The 16285-nt window shown below is 73.3% G+C and carries 13 protein-coding genes and 1 tRNA gene; 9 read left to right on the forward strand and 5 right to left on the reverse strand.

What is annotated here, in order from left to right:
- Nucleotides 1-141 precede the first annotated feature (141 nt).
- Nucleotides 142-1332: an acyl-CoA dehydrogenase family protein gene (locus UK12_RS06825; protein WP_045300702.1), complete on the forward strand. Its 1191-nt coding sequence runs from the start codon at nucleotides 142-144 to the stop codon at nucleotides 1330-1332.
- A 143-nt stretch (nucleotides 1333-1475) separates the two neighbouring features.
- Here the strand turns inward: UK12_RS06825 and UK12_RS06830 are convergent, their stop codons facing one another.
- Complete coding sequence (locus UK12_RS06830) at nucleotides 1476-2024, reverse strand: universal stress protein (protein WP_197084615.1); 549 nt, start codon at nucleotides 2022-2024, stop codon at nucleotides 1476-1478.
- Between the two features lie 773 nt (nucleotides 2025-2797).
- On the opposite strand from UK12_RS06830, the gene UK12_RS06835 reads away from it, so the two are divergent.
- Nucleotides 2798-3640, forward strand: a complete 843-nt coding sequence (locus UK12_RS06835) for an HAD family hydrolase (protein WP_052681652.1) — start codon at nucleotides 2798-2800, stop codon at nucleotides 3638-3640.
- Between the two features lie 150 nt (nucleotides 3641-3790).
- On the opposite strand, the gene UK12_RS36360 is transcribed toward UK12_RS06835, so the two are convergent.
- Complete coding sequence (locus tag UK12_RS36360) at nucleotides 3791-4684, reverse strand: GNAT family N-acetyltransferase (protein WP_052681655.1); 894 nt, start codon at nucleotides 4682-4684, stop codon at nucleotides 3791-3793.
- Between the two features lie 564 nt (nucleotides 4685-5248).
- Here UK12_RS36360 and UK12_RS43040 point away from each other — a divergent pair.
- The 5 genes from UK12_RS43040 (at nucleotide 5249) to UK12_RS06865 (ending at nucleotide 10171) form a co-directional block, all read left to right on the forward strand.
- A complete protein-coding gene (locus UK12_RS43040; protein ID WP_231591077.1) occupies nucleotides 5249-7531 on the forward strand; it encodes a helix-turn-helix domain-containing protein in 2283 nt (760 codons plus the stop codon).
- A 5-nt stretch (nucleotides 7532-7536) separates the two neighbouring features.
- On the forward strand, nucleotides 7537-8139 hold the full coding sequence (gene orn / locus UK12_RS06850; RefSeq protein ID WP_045300704.1) for an oligoribonuclease: 603 nt from the start codon (nucleotides 7537-7539) through the stop codon (nucleotides 8137-8139).
- Nucleotides 8140-8262: 123 nt separating this feature from the next.
- Nucleotides 8263-8338, forward strand: a tRNA-His gene (locus UK12_RS06855).
- Between the two features lie 212 nt (nucleotides 8339-8550).
- The gene (locus tag UK12_RS06860) at nucleotides 8551-8997 is read left to right on the forward strand and encodes a DUF4442 domain-containing protein (RefSeq protein WP_045300706.1); all 447 of its coding nucleotides are present in this window, start codon (nucleotides 8551-8553) and stop codon (nucleotides 8995-8997) included.
- A 502-nt stretch (nucleotides 8998-9499) separates the two neighbouring features.
- Complete coding sequence (locus UK12_RS06865; RefSeq protein ID WP_045300708.1) at nucleotides 9500-10171, forward strand: hypothetical protein; 672 nt, start codon at nucleotides 9500-9502, stop codon at nucleotides 10169-10171.
- A gap of 84 nt (nucleotides 10172-10255) precedes the next feature.
- On the opposite strand, the gene UK12_RS06870 is transcribed toward UK12_RS06865, so the two are convergent.
- Nucleotides 10256-11182, reverse strand: a complete 927-nt coding sequence (locus UK12_RS06870; RefSeq protein ID WP_197084616.1) for a spermidine synthase — start codon at nucleotides 11180-11182, stop codon at nucleotides 10256-10258.
- Nucleotides 11183-11363: 181 nt separating this feature from the next.
- A complete protein-coding gene (locus UK12_RS40960) occupies nucleotides 11364-11885 on the reverse strand; it encodes a hypothetical protein (RefSeq protein ID WP_052681658.1) in 522 nt (173 codons plus the stop codon).
- A 461-nt stretch (nucleotides 11886-12346) separates the two neighbouring features.
- Between UK12_RS40960 and UK12_RS06880 the strand changes: the two genes are divergently transcribed.
- Nucleotides 12347-13972, forward strand: coding sequence for a tetratricopeptide repeat protein (locus UK12_RS06880; RefSeq protein WP_197084617.1), 1626 nt, complete (start codon nucleotides 12347-12349; stop codon nucleotides 13970-13972).
- A gap of 180 nt (nucleotides 13973-14152) precedes the next feature.
- Here UK12_RS06880 and UK12_RS06885 read toward each other — a convergent pair whose 3' ends face one another.
- The gene (locus UK12_RS06885) at nucleotides 14153-14797 is read right to left on the reverse strand and encodes a histidine phosphatase family protein (protein WP_045300710.1); all 645 of its coding nucleotides are present in this window, start codon (nucleotides 14795-14797) and stop codon (nucleotides 14153-14155) included.
- Between the two features lie 229 nt (nucleotides 14798-15026).
- On the opposite strand from UK12_RS06885, the gene UK12_RS06890 reads away from it, so the two are divergent.
- Nucleotides 15027-16241, forward strand: a complete 1215-nt coding sequence (locus UK12_RS06890) for a hypothetical protein (protein ID WP_045300712.1) — start codon at nucleotides 15027-15029, stop codon at nucleotides 16239-16241.
- Nucleotides 16242-16285 lie beyond the last annotated feature (44 nt).

Here is a 16285-nt window from a genome sequence, read left to right on the forward strand (position 1 = left end):
TCCTGTCTCCGGGCGTACCGGACCGGGGCTGCTCCGGACCCGGGTTTCTCCCCGGGGCTCCCACCCATGGACCACCGGCCGCTGCGGCCGCCCCACAGTCGACACCGTCGGCCTTCCGAGCCGCGACCCAGGAGGATCACCATGCTCGACCACCGCCTCGACCACGAATACGAGGAACTGCGGCGCACGGTCGCCGAGTTCGCCCAGGATGTGGTCGCCCCGAAGATCGGGGAGTTCTACGAGCAGGGCGAGTTCCCGTACGAGATCGTCCGCGAGATGGGGCGGATGGGGCTCTTCGGCCTGCCGTTCCCGGAGGAGTACGGCGGCATGGGCGGCGACTACTTCGCGCTCTGCCTCGCGCTGGAGGAACTGGCCCGGGTGGACTCCTCGGTCGCCATCACCCTGGAGGCGGCGGTCTCGCTCGGCGCAATGCCGATCTACCGCTTCGGGACGGAGGAGCAGAAGCAGGAGTGGCTGCCCCGGCTGACCTCGGGCGAGATGCTCGGCGCCTTCGGGCTGACCGAGCCGGAGGGCGGCTCGGACGCGGGCGCCACGCGGACCACAGCACGCTTCGACGAGGCCACCGACGAGTGGGTGATCAACGGCACGAAGTGCTTCATCACCAACTCCGGCACGGAGATCACCGGCCTGGTCACCGTGACCGCACTGACCGAGCCGATCGCCCGTTCGAGTGAAGACGGCTCGGAGCCCTCGCCAAAGCGGGAGATCTCCTCCATCATCGTCCCCACCGGAACCCCGGGCTTCACGGTCTCGAAGAAATACTCCAAGGTCGGGTGGAACGCCTCCGACACCCGCGAACTGTCCTTCACCGAATGCCGAGTCCCGGCAGCCAACCTGCTGGGTGCGCGTGGCCGCGGTTACGCGCAGTTCCTGCGGATCCTCGACGAGGGCCGCATCGCCATCGCAGCCCTGGCCACCGGTCTGGCCCAGGGGTGCGTCGACCAGTCAGTCCTCTACGCCGGTACCCGCCGGGCCTTCGGCCGGGCGATCGGCGCCAACCAGGCCATCCAGTTCAAGCTCGCCGACATGGAGATGCGCGCCCACACCTCCCGCCTCGCCTGGCGGGACGCCGCCTCCCGGCTGCTGCACTCCGAGCCCTTCAAGAAGGAGGCGGCGATCGCCAAGCTCTACTCCTCCGAAGCCGCCGTCGACAACGCGCGGGAGGCCACCCAGATCCACGGCGGGTACGGCTTCATGAACGAGTTCCCGGTCGCACGGTTCTGGCGCGACTGCAAGATCCTCGAGATCGGCGAGGGCACCTCCGAGGTCCAGCGGATGCTGATCGCAAGGGAGTTGGGCGTCACCTCCTGAGGCTGCGCCGCAACGACCACCCGGTGGTTCCGAGACCGCGTCCTGCGGCAACCCGAGCTTCGGGCTGCCGCAGGACGATCCCGACATCGATCGATCCGGCAACGGGCCCCGGACCAGCCCGGACCGATCCACCTGACAGCAGGTCAGGGAATCACGATCACCGGCCGGTTGGCCCGCCTGGCCAGCCTGCCGGAGACCGAACCGAAGAGCTTGCCGAGCAGGCCGTGGGTGCTTCCCACCACGATCGCGTCGGCGGCGTACTCCCGGCCGACCTCCTCGATCTCGTGGCAGATGTCGCCGCCGCGCTCCACCAGGATCCAGGGCACCCCGGCGAGGAAGTCCGCGCAGGCCAGTTCAAGGCCGAGGATCTCCGTACGGTGATCCGGGAGGTCGACGAAGACGGGGGGTTCGCAGCCGGCCCAGACCGTGGCCGGCAGGCGGTTGGCGACGTGGACGATCACCAGACCGCACTGGGAGCGACGCGCCATACCGACCGCGTACGCCAGCGCGCGCTCGCTGGAGAGCGAGCCGTCGAAACCGACCACGACACCGTGCTGGAAGGCCGGGTCGCAGGGGCGCACGGGCTGCTCCTGCGGCGTCGGGCCGCTCTCACTGTCGGCGCTGCCTGCTGCGCGGGCACCGCGCGGTCGGCCGACGGGTACACCGGCACCGTCCGTCACGGCATCCCCCATCTGCTCTCCCCGGTGATCGCCTCTCCGCTGCCGGGGCTTCGGCCAGCCCTTGCGGTCGGTGTCCCGGCCTGCGGCCGCCGCAGGCCGCCGACTGTCCGGTACGGCCGATGCGGCATGCTCAGGTGCGGTCGCGGTACCGCGCTCAAAGGCGCCCGCACCATGCGCAGCGGGCTCACCTGATGCTGGGGGCGCGGGGTCGTTCGGGACCGCGTCCGCCGGCCGCGCGGCAACACCTGCGTCAGCAGATCTGGAGGACTCAAAACCAGCCATGGCTCAAGGCTCTTCGAGTGGGGTCGGCCAACAGGAAAGGACGTGGTTGTCGAGGCAACAGGTCCGCCCATCACACCGATTCGGTCTCCGCAGAGCAGCACCGATTGTGACCTGTTCCTTTCAGAGTACGACGGGTACGAGGCCCGGCCCAGCAGCAGAGCCTCGAAACGGCGACGATCCCGCTAACGGGCGATGCGTGCGCCGATGTTTCACGCCCCCACTCGGCAGTTTCGCGCCTGCCGAGAAAGAGGTTCCCTGGAGCTTCGCCGAGGAGGGGCGCCGATGCAACAGCGCCCCCGCACACCGTGACCCGACTGTCATCGAGCGCTTCGCTCCGTCGGCGCTTCCCGGGCCGGTTGGTCGGCCGAGTACCCGTACCGCCCCATGCGCCCCAGCTGTCCCGTTGGTCCATGACGCTCCGGTTTCAGCCAATTACATCCGGTTCGGGCCTACGTCTGGCAATTGCCTCATGCATACCCCGGGGTCCTGGCAGCATGCAGCGCATGCCGCTGCTCTTGTTCGATCTCGACAACACCCTGCTGCCCAGAGATGCCGCCTTCCTGGCCTGGGCCCAAGACTTCCTCGACGAAAACCGACTGCCCGCCGGCGACCTGAGCTGGTTCGCCACCATCGACGGCGGCGGCTACGTGCCGCGCAGTACCGTCCTCGGGGCGGCCAAGCGCCGCTACGGGCTCGACCACTCCCTGGAGTTCCTCCTCGCGCACTACCGGCGAGGCATCAACGCCCACATCCACTGCCCCGCCTCACACATAGCGGCACTGCAGTCCGCCCGGGCGGCAGGCTGGACACTCGGGATCGTCAGCAACGGCAGCACCAAGCCGCAGTTGGAGAAGATCCACCGCACCGGTCTCGACCCCCTGGTGGACGGGTGGGTGATCTCCGAGGAGGCCCGCTGCGTGAAGCCGGACCCGCAGATCTTCGAGATCGCCGCCAGGCGCTGCGGAGTCATGCCGACCCGCGACTGGACCTCCCACACCTGGATGGTCGGCGACTACGGCCCCGCCGACATCGCGGGCGCCGAGGTGACCGGGCTGCGCAGCGTCTGGCTGCACCACGGCCGCCCCTGGGCCGAGGACGGCTACCGTCCCACCATCAGCGCGGCCGGCCTGCCGGAGGCCGTCGGGCTGGTCCTGAGCGCCCGCACCGCCCCCGGCTCCCAGCCGCGCCAACGACCCACCACCCGGGCCGGGTTCGCCACCGCAGCGTCAAGCCTCGCCCCACGGAGAGGAGTTCCGGAGGAGCGGCAGACTCTGGGCGTCGGCGCTGCGCCGTCGCCGCATCGGTACGCCACCGTCTCCCGGTTCACCGACGGCGCGACCGGCTGAGCCGGCGGCACAAGGCCACAGGGCCACAGGCGCAGGGAGTGGGGAAGCACTGAAAGCGGCACACCAGGCCGGGGAGTACCGGGAACGGCCTGGCCGAGAGCTGCGGACGGGCCGGCCCCCGAACTGGTCCGCAGTGGGCCGACCGAAGTGCTACCGCGAACGCCACCAGCGCGCCAGGCCCTGCTCGGTGAAGCCGAGTCTGCGGTACAGGGGTTCACCGAGCAGCGTGGCCGTCAGCGTCGCCAGCCGCCCCGGGTGGGCCTCCAAGGCCTGTGAGAGCACGGCACGGGCGAGACCGTTCGAGCGGTGGGCCGGCAGGGTGGCGACCCAGTAGACGCCCACCGTCTCACCGTTGTCGTACGTCACACAGGCGGCAGCCGGCTGCCCGTTTACACCCCGACCGAAGGAGGCCGACCGCTGGTCAGCTCCGTCAGCTCCGTCAACTTCGTACAGTCCGTCAACTCCGCCCACCCGGGCCAGCCAGAAGCGGAAGCCGGGCTGCTCCAGCAGCTCCGGCGGCAGCAGCCTGCCCCGGCTGCCGGGCTGTCCACCCGCCACCGGGAAGCCGTCCACCACGGTCCGTTCCACCTCGGCGAGGCCGTCGGCGTCGGTCTCCTCACCTACCGTCAGAAGCACTGCGGGGGCGCCGACCACCGCGCCCGGCCGGGCTGCCCCGGTGTGGCGCGGGCTCGGCCGGTCCGCCACCGCATCGGGTTCACGCGTCATCACCGGCATCGGCAGCGAGGGTTCGAGCCCGGAGGCAGCGAGTTCCAGACCCTGGTACGGGTCCTCCAGGCAGCACCGTCCGGTGTCCCATTCACGGAGCAGAGTGCGTATTTCCGCAGTCAGCTTCTGCGGATCCGGGTACGGGCGGGTGATCACGACCCGGGGGAGATCGGCGCCGTCGCGGGCACAGCGCACCGCGGTGAATCCGGGCCTGCGGAGGTGATCCCAACCACGTGCCCGCGCCTGGGCGGACCAGAAGTCCGCCGCGTTGTCGTTGGCCTGTTCGAGCCTGCTCCGCAGCTCCGAGGTGGATCTCATGAGTCGACCCTAACCACCCGTCACAAAATCCCGGTCAGGCCCTTGAAGGCTGGGGAGTGGGCCGCGCAATGGGCTCGCGGCAGCGCACGGCGAAAGGTCACGCGCCCCCTTCTCCAACCGTCTGTTTTCAGTCAATCTCGGCCCACCCCCTACCCATTGGGCAAAGCCGCAGCCCAGACCGCTCGGCGCCGCGCCGCCCGCCTTGATCCCCGACAACGGGTCGTGCAACAACAAGCCACCGTTCCCCCCGCCCCCTTCCCAGAGGGGTCGCGGGATGCCACGCTTCGTGATCGAATGCATCACGCCAAATTGCCATGTCGACATAGCGTCGGATGGTGAACTTGTCACAACGGCAACGGTCCACCCAGTAGATTCGATCTTGGCGAACAGTGCGGCACCACCACACCACACCACCGAGGGGGCTGGAGCGCCTTGAGCAGGGTGAGCAGGAGCGACGCGGGTCCTGACGGCGGCCAGTCGCCGACCGGTCGCACGAGCCGGGCCGCCAGAGGCGACGTGCCCGCGCAGCCGCCGATGTCGAGTCCGACGACCAGACTGCCCCGGGTGCCGCAGACCGGCCCGCACACCGCCGTTCCCCGCTCCGCCAACGCTCCCCAGCCCGCGAAGCCGTACTACGGGCCGCAGAGCCCGCTCGTGTCCCGTCCGGGCACTACGGCGTTCACCAACCTTCCCGTGGGACAGGCAGGTTACCCGGTCCCCGCGCCCTCGTACGCGACTGCGGGCCCGCCGGTGGAGCTGGCGTCGGACGGCACCGCGCTGCTGGCTCCCGGGGCCGGCGCGGGTCAGTTCACCGGTCAGCACGGGAATCAGCACACCGGTCAGCACGGCGCGGCGGCCGGCACCACGGCCGCGACCGGCACCGCCGCGACGGTCACGGTGGTCGCCGCGGCGGCCGCCGCAGCTGCCGCTGCCGCCGCCGGTTCCGCAGGCTCGTCGACGGCCGTCCTGGCCGCTGTGCCAAGGAAACTGTCGGGTCGTCGGCGGCGCGAGACGGTCGCCGTGCTGATCTTCGGCGGCGCTCCCATCTTCGAGAGTTCCATCCCGCTCTCGGTCTTCGGCGTGGACCGCCAGGACGCGGGGGTTCCCCGGTACCGCCTGCTGGTCTGCGCAGGCGAGGAGGGTCCGCTCGCCACCACCGGCGGCCTCACCCTCACAGCCCCGTACGGTCTGGAGGCACTCGCCCGGGCCGGGACGATCGTCGTACCGGCCTGGCGCTCCATCTCCCAGCCGCCGCCGGTCGAAGCCATCGCCGCGCTGCGCAAGGCCCACCACGAGGGCGCCCGGATCATCGGGCTGTGCACGGGCGCGTTCGTCCTGGCGGCGGCGGGCCTGCTGGACGGCCGTCCGGCCACCACGCACTGGATGTACGCCCCGACGCTGGCCAAGCGCTACCCCCGGGTGCACGTCGACCCGCGCGAACTCTTCGTGGACGACGGGGACGTGCTCACCTCCGCCGGTACAGCCGCCGGGATCGACCTCTGTCTGCACGTCGTCCGGACCGACCACGGCGCCGAGGCGGCCAATGCGCTGGCCCGCCGCCTGGTGGTGCCGAGCCGTCGCGGCGGCGGCGGACAGGCCCAGTACATCGATCAGTCATTACCTGAAGAGATCGGCAACGACCCGCTCGCCGAGGTCGTGACCTGGGCGCTCGAGAACCTCAACCAGCAGTTCGACGTGGAGGTGCTCGCCGCCCGCGCCTACATGAGCCGCCGGACCTTCGACCGGCGCTTCCGTACGCTCACCGGCAGTGCGCCGCTGCAGTGGCTGATCACCCAGCGGGTGCTGCAGGCGCAACGGCTGCTGGAGACCTCCGAACTGTCCGTGGACGATGTCGCGCGCCGCTGCGGCTTCCGCTCCCCGGTCGCTCTGCGGGGCCACTTCCGCCGTCAGTTGGGGGTCTCACCGGCCGCGTACCGGACGGGCTACCGCGCCCGGCGGCCGATGCCGGCCACCGCCACCGTACCGCCGCAGGGGCACCCGGGGCTGGGGCACCCGACACCGGGGTATCCGGCGTCGGGCGGTTACCCGGCGACCGGCGGCCACCCGGCGGAGCGCCTGTCGAGCCTGACGGGGGCAGCCGGTTCGCCCGGCACGGCCGCCGGAGCGGCGGGCGGGCCCGCCTCCGGGTCGGCCGGTTTCGCCGGAGCCGCGGGCGGCGTCGGCGCAGCCGCCGCAGGGGCGACCGGGACTGCGGCGGCCGGCGGTCCGGCGGGCGGGAACTCACCGGCCGGGTCCGCGACGGGTTCGCCCTCCGGGTACCCGTCGTCGAACCTGCCGGGTGCCGGAACGGCCGCGGCCTCCGCCATGCCACCCGCCAGGGGGCGGTTCCGTCCGGTCGTTCCGCCGCAGCCGGGCGCGGGTGGCGGCCGGCCGGCCAGGCCCGGCGAGCGGCCCGCGGAGCGGTCGGTCGACCGTCCCTCGGAACGACAAGGACGGCAGGGCGAGCGGCTGACCGAGCGTCTGTCGGACCGTTCGTCGGAACGGGCCGTCGAGCACGCGGTCGCGGAGGACGAGGCGCACGGCCGCCCCGCCGCCCGGGGGCTCGGCCAGCGGCACCGCGCCGACGGCACCGCCCTTCCGCACGCCCACACGTCCGGCATCCCGGCGCCCGGCAGGCACCTGGCCGGTGATCGTCCGGGCGGCGGCTTCGCGGACGCCGATCCCGACAGCGGTCATGCGGGCGGCGCCGGCGCCGAACACCGCGGGGAGCACGGCGCCGACCGGACGGCCGACGCCCCGGGCGGGAGCACCGAGACCGGCAGCACGGCACGCTCCGCCGAGGCGGGCCGTCAACTGTCCGGCTCGCGTGATCGCGCCGTAGGGTGAGGTGCGTGAATGACCGTTTGGTATGGATCGACTGTGAAATGACGGGGCTCGACCTCGACCGGGACGCCCTGGTCGAGGTCGCCGCCCTGGTGACCGACTCCGAGCTGAACATCCTCGGCGAGGGAGTGGACGTCATCATCCGCCCGCCGGCCGAGGCGCTGGCCAACATGCCCGAGATCGTGCGCACCATGCACACCTCGTCCGGGCTGCTGGACGAGCTGGAGCACGGCATGACGCTCGCCGAGGCGGAGGAGCGCGTCCTCGCCTACGTCCGGGAGCACGTCCCGGAGGCCGGCAAGACCCCCCTGTGCGGGAACTCGGTCGCCACCGACCGGGGCTTCCTCTCCCGCGACATGCCCGCCCTCGAAGGCCACCTGCACTACCGGATCGTGGACGTCTCCTCGATCAAGGAGCTGGCCCGCCGCTGGTACCCGCGCGCCTACTACAACAGCCCGCAGAAGGGCGGCAGCCACCGGGCGCTCGCGGACATCCGCGAGAGCATCGCCGAACTCCGTTACTACCGCGAGGCCGTGTTCGTCGAACAGCCCGGCCCCGACACCGACGCCGCCCGCGCGATCGCGGCGAAGTACCAGCTGCCGACCGAGTGACCGAGGTCCGGCCGCCCGTCCTCACGACCCGAACATCAACCCTGGCGCGAGCACCCTCTCGGATCCTGTAGAGTTCTCTGTGTCGGAGCGGGAACGCGAAAGCGGGAAAGCGCCGGACAGATGGTGGGTGTAGCTCAGTTGGTAGAGCACCTGGTTGTGGTCCAGGTGGCCGCGGGTTCGAGTCCCGTCACTCACCCCAACAGCCTTGAGGGGCAGATCTCCTGGAGATCTGCCCCTCAAGGCGTTTCTGCGTTGCGGACTTTCGCGCCCTCCCGCCGCCCACCGCCCGCTTTCCCGCCGTCCGCTTTCCCGTTGCTCTCCCACCGCCCGCGCCGCAGCCGGCCCGCACGGGGCGGGAAAGATTTCCGGTGCCCCTCCCCGAACAAGCTACCCACTAGTAACATCATCGCCATGACCACACCTTCGATCGGCCAGCTGCTCGACTCCACCGTGCCGATGGCCCGCACCCTCAAGCTCGAGTACCTGGAGACCAGCCCCGAGCAGGCCGTGCTCCGGCTGCCGGACCAGCCGGAGTTCCACAACCACGTCGGCGGCCCGCACGCCGGTGCGATGTTCACCCTGGCCGAGTCGGCGAGCGGCTGCATCGTCCTCGCGGCCTTCAGCGACCAGCTGTCGCGTGCCGTGCCGCTCGCGGTGAACGCCGAGATCTCCTACAAGAAGCTGGCGATGGGCGTGGTCACCGCCACCGCGACGCTCGGCCGACCGGCCGCCGACATCGTCGCCGAACTGGACAAGGGCGAGCGCCCCGAGTTCCCGGTGACCGTCGAGATCACCCGCGCCGACGGCGCCGTCACCGGCGTGATGACCATCACCTGGACCCTGCGCCCCAACTCCTGAGCCTGCGGCTCCGAACGTCCCCTCAGCCCGGCCCCAGGGCCCCCGCGGGTTCTGCGGGGCCGGCCGGGGCGGACGACGCGGCGGGCGCCCCGTCCGGCTCCGGGCCCGAGCCCGGACGGGGCGCTCCGGCGAGTCCTGGTGCCGGACCTTTCCGAGGCATCGGAACCGGGAAGTACGCCGCCCATCCGAAGCGCCGTCAGATCGGCTGAAAGCCGCCCTCCGGACCACCTCCGCCCCCGGGCCGGGAGCGGTCGGCGCCTCCGCCTGGCCGGAGCGCCGGGCTGCGGCAGGCACCTCCGTACCGGTCCGCCGCGATGACGGAATGTCACCACGGTGCGTGACCAAACGCCCTCGGTGCTCGTTCTCCCATCACATGCGAGCCAATCACGCGATCCCAGCGCAGCCTGCAGCCTCCCCCGTCCGGCCCGCCGGCCCGGGCCGCGGTGCGCGGCAGTACGGCGGGCGGCTGCCTCGCCCCCGCGCCCTCGCCGCGGGCGGCGCGATGCTCGCCCAGGTGTGGGGTCTGGGCCTGGGCGTCACCAGTGCGTACGCGGCGACGGCCGAGCCCGACACCGACCTGGTCAGCAGGGCCGACGCCCCCGCCCTGCTGGACGGGCTGACCGGCACCGCCGCACCCGTCCTGCAGCATCCGACCGCGCCCGTCGAGCAGGTGCTCCAGGACCGGATCAGGGCCGGCGGGCTGCCGCTTCCGGGACAGGCGACCACCGTGCCCGACGCCTTCGCGATCGCCGCCGTGCTGCTGCCCGCCGTCCCGCCGCAGCCTCGCGGGGACGGCGTCCCGCGCGCCTCGCGGTCTAACCCGGCCGAGACGGAGGCCCGGCCCGCGGTCGGGACGGGCGTACCGGCCCAGCAGGCCGCCGCCCTCGCCGCCGACCCCGCCGCAGTGCCGTCGCCGGTCGCACCCGGTGGCGCCGGTACGGCAGGTGCGGTGCTCGCCCCCGGCGCGGCCTGGCCCGCCGACGAGGCCGGCCCGCTCTCCGAACAGCTCCGGGATCCGGCGCAGCCGCTCACCGACGACGGGCTCGCGCTCACCGCCGCCGCCCCTGTCGAGGCGGGCGACGAACTCACCGCCGTACTCGTCCCGATCGCGGGGGGCATGCTGCTCACCGGCGCCGCGATGTACAAGCACCGGGGACTGCCGCGCGGACACTGAGCGCGGCTCGGGGTCAGCCGGGGGCGCAGCCCAGGGCCCGGGCCGGCGGTGCCGGTCCGGCCGGGGATCGGCGCGCGCCGGGGCTCAGCGGAACACGCCGGGTGGTGGGGCGGGCGACGGGGCTGCCGTGGCATCGGTGGCCGGTACCGCACCGGCGGTGAAGTCGGCCAGCGACCGGCCGTGCTCGACCCGGCCGAGGTAGGAGTCCGAGGCCACCCGGCGGCTCAACTCGTCCAGCGGAAGCGGCTGCTGCGCCGCTGCGAGGATCAGGTTCCCGAACCGCTTGCCGCGCAGCACCGCCGGGTCGGCCAGCAGGCAGACCTCGGGGAAGACCGCGCGCAGCGTGGCCACCTGGGACCTGGCGAAGAGCAGTGCCGAACCGTCCGCGATGTTCACGGCGTACCGTCCGCCGGGGGTCAGGGCCCGGGCGGCGAGGGTGGCGAACTCCACCGTCGCGCAGTGCGCTGGGACCCGGGCTCCGGCGAAGACGTCGGCGATGACCAGGTCCACCGCACCCTCCGGGGTGCGCTCCAGCACGGACCTGGCGTCCGCGCCACGGACCTTGATCTGCCAGCTGCGCTCCAACGGCAGTTCCGCCCGGACCAGTTCGGTCAGCGCGGTGTCGATCTCGGCGACCTGCTGACGCGAGCGGGGCCGGGTGGCGGCGACGTAGCGTGCCAGGGTGAGGGCGCCGCCACCGAGGTGCAGGACGGTGACGGGCTTTCCGGGAGCGGCGGCGAGGTCGATCAGGTGGCCGAGCCGACGCTGGTACTCGAAACCCAGGTAGCCGGGGTCGGCCAGGTCCACCAGGGACTGCGGCGCGCCGTCGACCAGCAGCGTCCAGGCCTGCGGACGGTCCCGGTCGGGTACCAGTTCGGCCAGTCCGGAGTCCACCCGGCGGGCCAGCGGGCCCTGGGCGTGCGTCCGGGCGGAGCCGGAGGATCCGCCGGGGACGGCGGGGGTCGGCTCGGTCTCGGTACGAGCCCTGCCGGCCCTGTTGCTGCGTCCCATGGCGACCATTATCGCCGGGGCTACGGGCAGCGGCGCAGCTCTGCAGTGGTGGTGCAGCGGTGGTCCGGGCGGCGGCCGCTCGGTCCACGACCCGCGCGACCGACGCGACGCGGGTGGAGCGGCTCCGACGCGAGCGCGGTCGCAGCACCGCGGCGCGGGTACGGCACGAGGCCGGGCGGCCTCAGAAAGGCCCGAAGCCGCCTGCGGTCAGCGTGCAGGCGGCTTCGCAGAGTGCTGAGCGCAGCACCCACGCGTCCGTGGGCCGGGCCACGGAGTCGGGGCCGGAGGGTGGCATCACCCAGCGCGGATCGGTGGGCGGGTACAGCACGGCCCCCGTTGTACAGCTGCTGCCGGGCAGGTGCCAGAGATCGGCGGTGCCGGCCGGGACGAGGAAGGAGATCGCGGAGCCGCCCGCCGTCTGGAGCACCGCCCCGCAGGCGCGGCGGAGCCGCAGGATGTCGACCGTCTCCAGCCCGTGCCGGACGGCGACGGTGACCGTGTCGTAGCCGACCGGCGCGGGGGGTGGTGCGGTCGCGCCGCCACCCCCGGCGAAGGTCGAGAGCCCGCCCTCGACACCCTCGGCGGCCCTGGCTCCCCGGGCCCCTTCGGCACCACGCGGGCCGTCCGGAAGCAGGGCGGGCGCGAGGCCTTGGGCGACCCCGCCGGCGACCGTCCGTCGGTACTGCGGCAATCCGATGGCCATGGCGGCCCTCCTGTCACCTCGTCAGGTTCGGAAGCCGGGCCGCTGGGTCAGGTGGGGGCGCGGACCGGGGTTTCCAAGTATCAGGACAACGCGAAGAGTGCACCCGAGGCCACGGGGCCGCCTACAGCAAGCCATGGCATTTCATGGCAGAACTCGGCAATGACGTCCGAAATATGGGGAATTGAGGGTACATCATCCGGCAACTCACCGTATCCGCCACATAACTCCGGGTACTGTCTGGGGCACCCCGTCCGACCCACGACCCCATGCCATCACAACGGCCACCCGCGACACCAACCGGACTCGCACCAATCGCAGTTCACGCCCCGAACAGCCCAACTCCACCGCCCCTCAACCACCCTGGCAACAGCCCGCGGCAGTATCCCCCAGCAACACCCCACAGCAGCACCCCGCCGCGACACCCACAGCGACATCCACAGCACGAGCTCGGAGCGCAGACCATGGCAGCCAAGCGACCCGGCGGGCCGCAGTCCACGCCGACTGCCGCCGCCACGCCCCACGTCACCCTCCCCGGCACCGCCGTTCCCAACGCCGCCTTTCCCAACGCCGTGATGCGGACCCTGCGGGGCGACCGCTCCCCCGGCGAGTTCGCCACCGCGATCCGGCGGGCCGCCCGGGAGATCGGCGAGCACGTGTCCTGCGACGCCCGCTACGTGGGGCGGGTCGAGTCCGGTGAGATCCGCTGCCCCAACTACGCGTACGAGCGGGTGTTCCGGCACATGTGGCCGGACCGCTCACTGCAGGATCTCGGCTTCGCCCCACGGACGGCGGTCCGCCGCCGCACCGTCGGCGCGGCGGCACCGCGACCGCCCGCCCCCGGTGCCAACGGCCTGCTCCTGCTCACCGATTCGCATCATCCCCACGAGGAGAACGACGACGTGCGTCGCCGTACGTTCCTGAGCGGCGGCTCGACCGCCCTGGCGGCAGCGCTCGGCCTTGACCGGCCGGCCCACGCCGCATCCCCCGCACCCCCCACGTCCCCCGCGTCCGCGGCCGTGGCCTCCGTCGGGGCCCGGTCGCTTCTCGACCGAGGCGGGTCGATGTCCGCCGGGCCGACCGGCGTCGAGCTCACCGGTGCGGGGCCCGAGCTCGCCGGCCATTCCCATCTCGGTTTCCCGCAGAGCGGATTGCCCCGGCAGGTGACCCAGCTCCCGCCGCCGCGCAGGGTCGGTGCCGCCGAGGTGCGCGGGGTCGAGCAGGCGGTCCGGAACATCCGGCTGCTGGACGACGCACACGGCGCGGACACCCTCTTCGAGTTGGCCGGCCAGTCGCTGCGGAACGCGTACGTCCTGCTCAACGACGGTGAGTACAACGCCGACACCGAGCGCCGACTGCAGTCCGGGGCCGGGGAGTTGGCCATCTCGGTCGGCTGGCTGGCACACGACTCCAACCGGCTGGCCGATGCCAGGTCGTTCTACTCCGAGGCGCTCGCCACCGCCCGGATGGCCGACGACGCATCGCTGGAGGCCCACGTCTTCTGCAACAGCGCCTTCCTCGCCAGGGACGCCGGACGGCCGCGCGAGGCGCTGCGCGCCGCGCAGGCGGGCCAGGCCGCGGCACGCAGGCTGGACTCGGACCGGCTGCTCTCGCTGCTCGCCATGCGCGAGGCCGGCGGCTGGGCCCAGCTCAAGGACCGGGCGGCCTGCGAGCGGTCGCTGGCGCGCGCGTACACGCTGTTCGACCGGGGCGAGTCGGAGGCCGACCCGGAGTGGATGTCGTTCTTCGGCGAGGCCGAGATCGCCGGTCTTGAGGCGCAGTGCTGGTCCGCCCTGGGCGAGTGGGACCGGGCGAGCGAGCGGGCCGGGCGGGCCATAGCGCTTCAGGACCCGCACTTCGTCCGGAACCGTGTGCTGTACACCGCCGAGCTGGCCCACGACCGGCTCGGCCGGGGGGATCTGGCCGGGGCGGCGAACCACGGCTCGGCCGCCGTGGCGCTGCTCGGCGAGGTCCGCTCCGCGCGGATCCGGAGCATGCTCGCCGACACCGCCGAACACCTGCGGCCGCACCGGTCGGTGGCCGAGGTCGCCGAGTTCCTGACGGCGTACCGGAACGCGGTCGCGGCCTGAGCCCGGGCACCCAGCCGATCGGGGCCACTCCCGGCGCCGGGGGACCGCGCGACCGCCGGCCCGCCTCCGCAGCGGGTTGTCGCACGGCCCCTCACCGGATGCGGCGCTCCCACCACCGATGACCGGCGGAAGAGCCGCATCCGGGGCAGCCGCGGCCCCTGGAGGCCGACGGCCCAGGGATCAGTGGCCCGGGAGGTGGCTCAGGTCGTCCCAGACCTCCACGGCGGGCAGCCCGTACTCCCAGGAGAGCACCGAGAGCGCCGCCGTCCCCAGCTTGAAGCGCTGGGCGTACTCGGGCGGCAGGCCGAGCCAACGGGCCGTCAGGATGCGCAGCAGGTGGCCGTGGGCGAAGAGCACCACGTCACGGTCGGCGCAGTGCATGGTGGTGGTGTCGGGGTGCGGGGTGCCGTGCTCGTCGTTGAGCCCGGCGAGGAAGCCGTCGACCCGGGCGGCCACGTCCGAGAGCTTCTCGCCGCCGGGTACGCCGTCCCGCCAGATCAGCCAGCCGGGGTGGTCGGTGGCCCGGATGTCGGCCCCGGTGCGGCCCTCGTACTGCCCGTAGTCCCACTCCATCAGTTCGGGGCGGTCGACCGCGCGGTCGCCGAACCCGGCCAGTTCGCAGGTCTCCCTGGCCCTGGAGAGCGGGCTGGTGTAGACGATGGCGTCCGGCAGGCCGTTCCACGGCGCCTTCGCCAGCCGGACCCCGAGCGCGCGCGCCATCCCGCGGCCCTCCTCGGTGAGCGGGATGTCGGTGCGGCCGGTGTGCCGGCCGGTGGCCGACCACTCGGTCTCGCCGTGCCGGACGAGCACGATTCGAGCGGGCATGGGGGAACTCCTCGCAGCTGGGGTGGCGGATAACCAGGGTGGGGTGCGGGCCGGGCTCACCATCGAGTCGCCGAGAACCATGATCCCCCACTGCCTCGTGCCCTCCCGGCACCGGCCCGCGACCTGCGCCGCGCCACCCCGCGCCGAGGGTGCGGTGCGCCCGGGAGGGCGGGCGGGAACAGCCGGCCGCGCCGAATTGTCGGACCCGGATGCGACACTGGGCCGCACCATGAACGTCTCGACCATCGGGCACGCAGAGTCGCCGGTGCAGCGGCTCTCCGAGCTGCGCGGCCGGGCGCCGCAGCGCAGCCTCGACGCCCGCGCCCTCGCCGCCCTCGCCGCCAACCCGGGCTGCCGCCGCCGCGCCGTACTGGACGCCGCCGGGGTGGACAAGGCGGCCGTCGCCGGTCGCCTCGGCCACCCCGCCCCCTTCGGCCAGTCGCCGTTCGCGATAGCGCGCGGCCATGTCTTCGAGGCCCGGCTCAAGGAGAACGGCTACGCCGCGCTGCTGGAGCCGCTGCGCCGCCACCTCGGGCTGCTGCCGGAGGCGACCGCGCTCGCGGTGCCCGACCTGCTGACCCGGTCCGCCCCGGCCGTACGGGCCGAGCGCACCCGGGAGGTGCTGGCCGAGGCGGCGGCCGCGCCGGGCGTCTGGACCCTGCTCGACCACCCGATGCTGCGCCTCACCGTGGCGGGCAGCCCGACCTATCTGGAGCCGGACGCCGTGGTGGTCCACGACGGCCGGTGCACCGTCGTGGAGATCAAGTCGTTCCCCGTGCTGGACGGCTCCGCCGACCCGGCGAAGGTCGGGGCCGCGGCCAGGCAGGCGGCGGTGTACGTGCTGGCGCTCCAGGAGGCGGCGGCTGCGGCCGCCGGCCGGCCGGCCGCCGACTCGCCGTACGCGGAGCAGCGGCTGCCCGGCAGCCCGGAGTCGAGCGTGCTGCTGGTCTGCCCGAAGGACTTCGGCAACCGGCCGACGGCCGTCGCCGTGGACGTCCGGCGCGAGGTGGCCACGACCCGCCGTCAGCTCGCCCGGCTGACCCGGATCGAGGAGCTGCTGGCCGCGCTGCCGCCCGGCCTCACCTTCGACCTGGAGCCGGACGAGGCGGGCAGCCCCACCCGCCCCACCGAGGAGCTGGCCATCGCGGTCGAGGCGCTGCCCGCCACCTACCGCCCGGACTGCCTCTCCAGCTGCGAACTCGGCTTCCACTGCCGCGCGCAGGCCCGCTGCGCCGGCTCGGTCGAGCAGCTCGGTCGCGGTGTGCGGGGCGAGCTCGGCAGCCTGCGTACCGTCACCGAGGCGCTGGCCGCAGCGACCCGACGCGGCACGGGCGGCCCCGGCCCCGCCGGTGACGCCGACAGCGCCGAGGAGACCGAGGCCGCCGCCCGGCTGGCACACGCTGCCGCGCTGCGCGCCGAGGCCCTGGGCAGGAGCACCGGATGACCCCGTCGCCGCCCCCGCCCGCACACCCGTCCGCCCGCCGCTCG

Source organism: Saccharothrix sp. ST-888 (assembly GCF_000955975.1).
Classification (GTDB): Bacteria; Actinomycetota; Actinomycetes; order Streptomycetales; family Streptomycetaceae; genus Kitasatospora.

Excerpts from the sequence above, each read along its gene's own strand:
- UK12_RS06825 (WP_045300702.1), top strand. The coding sequence starts at position 142 with ATGCTCGACCACCGCCTCGACCACGAATACGAGGAACTGCGGCGCACG.
- UK12_RS06830 (WP_197084615.1), bottom strand. The coding sequence starts at position 2,024 with ATGGGGGATGCCGTGACGGACGGTGCCGGTGTACCCGTCGGCCGACCG.
- UK12_RS06835 (WP_052681652.1), top strand. The coding sequence starts at position 2,798 with ATGCCGCTGCTCTTGTTCGATCTCGACAACACCCTGCTGCCCAGAGAT.
- UK12_RS36360 (WP_052681655.1), bottom strand. The coding sequence starts at position 4,684 with ATGAGATCCACCTCGGAGCTGCGGAGCAGGCTCGAACAGGCCAACGAC.
- UK12_RS06860 (WP_045300706.1), top strand. The coding sequence starts at position 8,551 with ATGACCACACCTTCGATCGGCCAGCTGCTCGACTCCACCGTGCCGATG.
- UK12_RS06865 (WP_045300708.1), top strand. The coding sequence starts at position 9,500 with ATGCTCGCCCAGGTGTGGGGTCTGGGCCTGGGCGTCACCAGTGCGTAC.
- UK12_RS06870 (WP_197084616.1), bottom strand. The coding sequence starts at position 11,182 with ATGGGACGCAGCAACAGGGCCGGCAGGGCTCGTACCGAGACCGAGCCG.
- UK12_RS40960 (WP_052681658.1), bottom strand. The coding sequence starts at position 11,885 with ATGGCCATCGGATTGCCGCAGTACCGACGGACGGTCGCCGGCGGGGTC.
- UK12_RS06880 (WP_197084617.1), top strand. The coding sequence starts at position 12,347 with ATGGCAGCCAAGCGACCCGGCGGGCCGCAGTCCACGCCGACTGCCGCC.
- UK12_RS06885 (WP_045300710.1), bottom strand. The coding sequence starts at position 14,797 with ATGCCCGCTCGAATCGTGCTCGTCCGGCACGGCGAGACCGAGTGGTCG.
- UK12_RS06890 (WP_045300712.1), top strand. The coding sequence starts at position 15,027 with ATGAACGTCTCGACCATCGGGCACGCAGAGTCGCCGGTGCAGCGGCTC.